Origin of the sequence: Streptomyces sp. MspMP-M5, from assembly GCF_000373585.1 — a bacterium.
Classification (GTDB): domain Bacteria; phylum Actinomycetota; class Actinomycetes; order Streptomycetales; family Streptomycetaceae; genus Streptomyces.
Genome location: NZ_KB891926.1, coordinates 23,708 through 29,842, shown reverse-complemented (window position 1 = coordinate 29,842; position 6,135 = coordinate 23,708). Strand labels below are relative to the sequence as shown.

4 protein-coding genes are annotated in these 6,135 nt (G+C 69.4%); 2 read left to right on the top strand and 2 right to left on the bottom strand.

Annotated elements, in window-relative coordinates; translation table 11 throughout:
- Positions 1-3,070: thioester reductase domain-containing protein (locus B073_RS41825; RefSeq protein ID WP_018542110.1), on the top strand; the 3,070-nt coding region annotated here is incomplete at its 5' end.
- 165 nt (positions 3,071-3,235) lie between these two features.
- Complete coding sequence (locus B073_RS0131725) at positions 3,236-4,087, top strand: AfsR/SARP family transcriptional regulator (RefSeq protein ID WP_018542109.1); 852 nt, start codon at positions 3,236-3,238, stop codon at positions 4,085-4,087.
- Between the two features lie 218 nt (positions 4,088-4,305).
- On the opposite strand, the gene ribA is transcribed toward B073_RS0131725, so the two are convergent.
- Both ribA and B073_RS0131715 read right to left on the bottom strand, forming a co-directional pair.
- Positions 4,306-4,959, bottom strand: a complete 654-nt coding sequence (gene ribA, locus B073_RS0131720; RefSeq protein WP_051094289.1) for a GTP cyclohydrolase II — start codon at positions 4,957-4,959, stop codon at positions 4,306-4,308.
- Positions 4,960-4,985: 26 nt separating this feature from the next.
- The gene (locus B073_RS0131715; RefSeq protein WP_018542107.1) at positions 4,986-5,744 is read right to left on the bottom strand and encodes a CDP-alcohol phosphatidyltransferase family protein; all 759 of its coding nucleotides are present in this window, start codon (positions 5,742-5,744) and stop codon (positions 4,986-4,988) included.
- Between the last annotated feature and the right edge of the window lie 391 nt (positions 5,745-6,135).

The following is a 6,135-nucleotide window of genomic DNA, read 5'->3' as shown; positions in this document are numbered from 1 at the left end:
CACCGCCGCACACATCCGGCTGACCCGCACCGGCGACAACACCGCCACCGCCCTCCTGACCGACCGGGCCGGACAACCCCTGCTCACCATCGACCGCCTCACGTACCACGAAGTCCCTCACGAGCAACTGGCCGGGGGGTGGGAAGCCGCGCCGGAGGCGCTCTTCCAGCTCGGCTGGACGCCGGTGGCCGCGCCGCGGCCGGTCGAGGCGGCGGCGTGGGGCGTGCTGGGCGCAGCAGACGTACCGGGTCTGTCGGGAGCGGCGGAGCACTTCGCGGATGTGCCGGCGGTGGCCGGTGCCGTGGAGTGCGGCGCTCGGTTGGCCGCTGTGGTTGTTCCGTTCGTCGAGGCGGATGAGGCCGTTGATGTTGATGTGGAGGACATGGCGGCCGCTGCCCACCGCACCACCCTGCGTGCGCTTGCTCTGGTCCAGGCATGGCTGGCCGACGAACGTCTCATCGACACCCCGTTGGTCGTCCTCACCCAAGGAGCGGTGAGCACTGCCGACGGCGCCGAGGACCTCGACCCGGGTCGAGCCGCGCTGTGGGGTCTGCTGCGCTCGGCGCAGTCGGAGAACCCCGGCCGGCTCATCCTCGTCGATCTCGACTCCGCCACGCCGCACCCGCTGGAGGCTCTCCACGCCCTGCTGATCTGTGACGAGCCCCAGGCAGCCATCCGCGAGGGTCGTCTCTTCCTGCCTCGCCTGGAGCGGGTACCCACGCCCCGGGCCGCTCGCCGTCCCGGTGTCTGGAACCCGGAGGGGACGACTTTGATCACCGGTGGGACCGGGATGCTCGGTGCCCTCTTCGCGCGCCATCTGATAGCCGAGCACGGCATCAAACGGCTGCTGCTCACCAGCCGCCGCGGTCTCAAGGCCGCAGGTGCCGACCAGCTCGTCGCGGAGCTTTCGGGTTTGGGGGCCGAGGTCACCGTTGTCGCGGCCGATGCCGCCGACCGCGCCGCGCTCCGGGCCGCTTTGGACGTCATTCCGGACGAGCACCCGCTCACCGGTGTCGTCCACACCGCCGGTGTCGTGGACGACGGGCTGTTCAGCGCCCTGACTGCCGAGCGTCTCGAAGCCGTGTTGCGCCCGAAGGTCGATGGGGCCTGGAACCTCCATGACCTCACCCGTGACCAGCAGCACCTGACCGCGTTCGTCCTCTTCTCCTCCATCGCCGGCACCATCGGTGGGCCCGGCCAGTCCAACTACGCGGCCGCCAATGTGTTCATGGACGCCCTGGCCCAGCACCGCCGGGCCAACGGGCTGCCCGCCACCTCCGTCGCCTGGGGGCTGTGGGAACAGGTCTCGGGCATGACCGGGCAACTGGACGAGACCGATCTCAAGCGCATGGCCCGCGCCGGGTTCGAACCGGTTCGGACCCAGGACGGCCCCGCCATGCTCGACAGTGCGCTTCGGCTGGACCGGGCGGCCGTGGTGGCCAACCCGCTGGACATCGCGGCCATGCGACGTCAGCCGGGCAAGCCGCCCGTCGTGCTGGGTGCGCTGGTGCGTACCCCGTTCCGCGGCAGGGCTCGCAACTCCGACAGCGGTGGGGGAACGCTCGCCCAGCAGCTGGCCTCGCTGGCCCCGGAAGAGCGGCTTCAGTTCCTGGTCCACCGGCTGCTCGCGGAGGTCGCCGAGGTACTCGGCCACACCGACGCCCAGAACATCGACGCCGAGCGGCCCTTCACCGCTCTCGGGTTCGACTCCCTCACCTCGGTCGAGCTGCGCAACCGCATCAACGAGTTCGCCGCAACCAAGCTGCCGGCCACGGTGGTCTTCGACCACCCCACCCCGGCCGCGCTGGCCCGGTTCCTGCTGGAGCAGATGGTGGCCGGTACGCAGACCTCACCTACCGGTGCGCAGACGGATGGTGCCGCGGTGCCGCCGGTGGACTTCGCGGCGGAAATCCATCTCGACGCCGACATCCGGCCCGCGTCCGAGGTCCGGCGCACCGTCGACGACCCGCAGGAGATCCTGCTCACCGGTGCGACCGGCTTCCTCGGGGCGTTCATGCTGCGTGATCTGATGCGCACGACGCGGGGGCGCGTCCACTGCCTGGTACGGGCCGAGGACGGGGCCCGGGCCTGGGAGCGGCTGCGTGCCAATCTGGAGTGGTACCGGGTCTGGGACGAGGTGGATCCCGAGCGGATCACGGTGCACCCCGGCGATCTGACGCTTCCTCAACTCGGTTTGGGGGATGAGGTTTTCGATGAATTGGCGCGTGGTGTCGATGTCGTCTACCACTGTGGGGCCGCCGTGCACTGGTTGCGTCCCTACGCGGATCTCAAGGCCGCCAACGTCCTGGGGACACACGAGATCCTGCGGCTGGCCGCCCGGCACCGCACCGTCCCGGTGCACCACGTGTCCACCGCCGGGGTCTTCGCCGGCGGTGGAGACGGTCGCGCACCGCTGCGCACCGACGACCCGACGGGCCCCGGCGAGGTGCTGCCCAGTGGGTATGTGCAGAGCAAGTGGGTGGCGGAGCAGGTCATCGAGGTGGCCAGGCAGCGGGGCCTGCCGGTGTCCGTCTACCGGGTCCATGTGATCTCCGGCGACCAGCTCAACGGGGCCTGCCAGACACGGGACTTCGTCTGGCTGAGTCTTAAGGGCATGGTGCAGGCGGGCGCCGTTCCGAGGTGTGGCGGGCGGTTCCACCTGCTTCCGGTCGACTACACCAGCGCGGCCATCATCGGCCTTTCCCGGCAGGAGGAGAGTGCGGGGCGGACGTTCCATCTGTTCAACCAGAATGCGCTGAGCCTGGGCACCTGTGTGGAATATCTCCGCTCGCTCGGCTACCCCCTCGACGAGATGGAGTTGGGAGAGTGGAGCGCATGCATACGCGGTGACCACGACAATGCGATGACTCCGCTGCTCGACGCCTTCGAGTACATGGTCACGGAAACTGATTCCTTCTACCCTCCCATCGACACCAGCGAGACCGATGCCGCCTTGCTGGACAGCGGTATCCAGTGTCCGCCGGTGGGCGAAGAGCTCTTTGCGAAATACGTAGAGTTCTTTGTGGCGGCCAAGCACTTTCCACCTGCGGGACGGCGTGTGGGACGCTGAACACCTCGGCGAAGGGGGATCTTTACCGCAGGCTGTGTCCCGGTCTAGTCTCTCGTCATCTTCTTTCAGGATCCCAGCACCGCGTGGGCCGGTGAATTCGGCGGCAGTTCTCAGCGGTTTCGCTGCCCTGAGAACGCCGACCGGACCGGAACGGGAGCATATGCCGTGCGATTCAACCTTCTGGGCCCGTTCGAGATCACCACCGATGACGGCAGGACGCACGCGCCCAAGGCGCCGAAGATCTCTCAGCTGCTGGCGCTGCTGGCGCTGCGGCCCCGCGAGGCGGTGGCGGCGGACGTCCTGGCTCGGGAGCTGTGGGGCCAGAGTCCGCCGGGCGGTGCGCTGCGGACGCTGCAGACGCACGTCTATCACGCGCGCAAGATGCTGGCCGGGGAGCGGGTCGCCGCGCCGGGCCGGGATCTGCTGCTCACCGAGGCGCCCGGCTACCGGATCCAGGTGGACGACACCGAAGTGGATGCCTTGACGATGGAAGTGCTGGTGCAGCGGGCGCAGCGTGAGTTCACCGCCGGGGCGTGGGAGCGGGCGGCCGATCTGGCGGAGCGGGCACTGGAGTTGTGGCGCGGCCCGGCGCTGAGCAACGTCCCGGTCGGCGGTGTGTTGTTGGGCCGGGTCGGGTGGTTGGAGGAACTGCGGCTGCGTGCGCTGGAGCTGCGGATCGATGTCGCCGGTGAGCTCGGCCGGTATCAGGAGTACCTGCCGGAGCTGCGGACGCTGGTGGCCGACTATCCGCTTCACGAGTGGTTCCATGGCCGGCTGATCGCGGCGCTGTATTACTCGGGGCGTCGTGCCGAGGCGCTGGCGGCGTATCGGAATCTCCATGCCATCCTCCAGCGTGAGTTGGGCGTTGAGCCCCCGGCCCATCTCCAACGGCTGCGGGCTGCCATCGTGGACCCGGCCGGCAGCGGTTCGGCTGGGCTGTGGGACCGGTCCGGCGGTGCCGGCGCCCGTGCGGGGAGGTGCGGGCTGACGTCGGCGGAGACCGGCACCGGCGGGTGACGCCCGCGGCGGGACGGCGCACGGTGAGCTTGTTCCACGTGGTCCCGCGAGGGGTGTGCTGTTCGTTGACGAGCCGCTGAGCGGGGATTCGGCTGTGGTTCGCGCTGAGCGTCGTCTTCCTCATGTCACCTCATCGGTGGCCGAGTTGACGGGGCTCAGTGAGGTGGCCGGCACCGGATCGCGGTGCCGGCCGGGCCGGTCGGCGAGCGTTGTGTGTGCTAGTGGGCGGCCAGGCCGTCCAGCTGCGGAAGGATGTGGTCCAGGCGCTCCCGTTTGGCCTGCAGATAGCGGAGGTTCTCCTTGTGCGGGGTGGCCAGCAGTGGGACGCGTTCGGTGATTTTGATGCCGCTTTCCTCCAGCGCTTCCTGCTTTCGCGGGTTGTTCGACATCAGGCGGACGGAGCGCACTTTGAGGTCGTGGAGAACGTCGGCGGCCAAGCTGAAATCGCGGGCATCCACCGGGAGTCCGAGTGCCAGATTCGCCTCGACGGTATCGAGGCCCTCGGACTGCAGTTTCATCGCCTTGAGCTTGGCCAGCAGGCCGATGCCACGTCCCTCGTGGCCCCGGAGGTAGAGAAGGATTCCGCGCCCTTCGGTGACGATGGCCCGGAGTGCGGCGGAAAGCTGATCGCCGCATTCACAGTGCCGGGAGGTGAAGGTGTCTCCGGTCAGGCATTCCGAATGGACGCGGGTCAGCATCGCATGCTCTTCGATCTCGCCGTGGACCAGGGCTATTTGCTCCTGTCCGGTGCTGCGGTCCAGATAGCCAACGGCGACGAATTCACCGTATTCGGTGGGCAGTCGGACATCCACCACCCGCTCGATCCTGGATATCCGGGAGACACCGTCTGATGCGAGAGCTTGGTCTGCCATGCGCCCGATCGTACCCGCGCGGTTGATCATTCGCCCGATCCGCCCAGGCGGAGCCCTTGCAGGGCGAGTTGGGGACGGCTGGATTGCCACAGCCATATGGTGTCGCGCCCGAACGACCACACCAGCAGAGCCAGGGCCAGACCGACCACGGCGGTGGCAAGCGGAGGGGGCAGGAGTGTGGAAGCGGCGAGGACGAGGGCGATCCCCTGGAGGGCGGCCACGGTCTTACGGGCGAAACTCGGCGGCAGCGGCGCCCGCATCCACGGCAGAGCCAGTGCCAGGGCGGCGAAGGCGTACCGCATCGCGCCGACGGCCAGCGCCCACACACCGTGGAGGGTGGAGACGAAGACACTGAGCACGAGGATGAGCAGCGCATCGGTCTCCATGTCGAAACGCGCTCCCACGGCCGAGGCCGTCCCGGTGCGCCGGGCGACCTTGCCGTCGACCGCGTCGAGGGCCAGGGCGGGTACCGACAGCGTCACAAGAGCCAGGGGCGCCGTGTGCGGACCGGAGTCGGCCACCAGCGCCAGTACGCCGCCGGTGAGCGTGGCCCGCGCCATGGTCACGCGGTCGGCCGGCCCCAAGGACCGTGCCCCGGACCTGCGCAGGGCGCGTAGGAGGACCGCCCAGACGGCGACGGCCGCGGCCGTCGCGGCCAGCCATCCCACCGCGCCCAGGCCGACGGTGGCCCCCAGAGCCGCCAGGAGGGCGAGCTGGGCGGCCGTTCCGGTGAGCGCCTGCCGGATCAACGCGTTGGGGCGGCGGCCGTCCTGCGTGATCAACATGCCTCCTGTCGCAGTGTGGCGGAGTTCGAAGGAGCTGCTTACGGTACTTGCCGCCGTGGCGATGCCAAGCGTCATGAGTTGTCGGCCCGTTATTGTTCTGGAGGATGCCGATGGAGCGCGCGGTGTGCGCCGACTGGCTCCCGTTCCCCCGGTCTCGGCGAGATCCGCCCGGGGTCCGTGCCCGCGCCCGACGACCGACTGGTGCTGCGCAGCAGCCAGGTGGGGGCGGTTGCGGCCGGGCGGCGGGCTCGCTGCGGGTTCAAGGATCGGATGTCACTGGCCCTGCGCCTGCCGGCCGATCCTTGCGTTCGACGCCCTGTTCACCGGTGAGTCGGACGTCGAGGAGCTTGCCCGTGTCGTGCCCCGCATCGCCGACGGCGAGTTCTCAGCT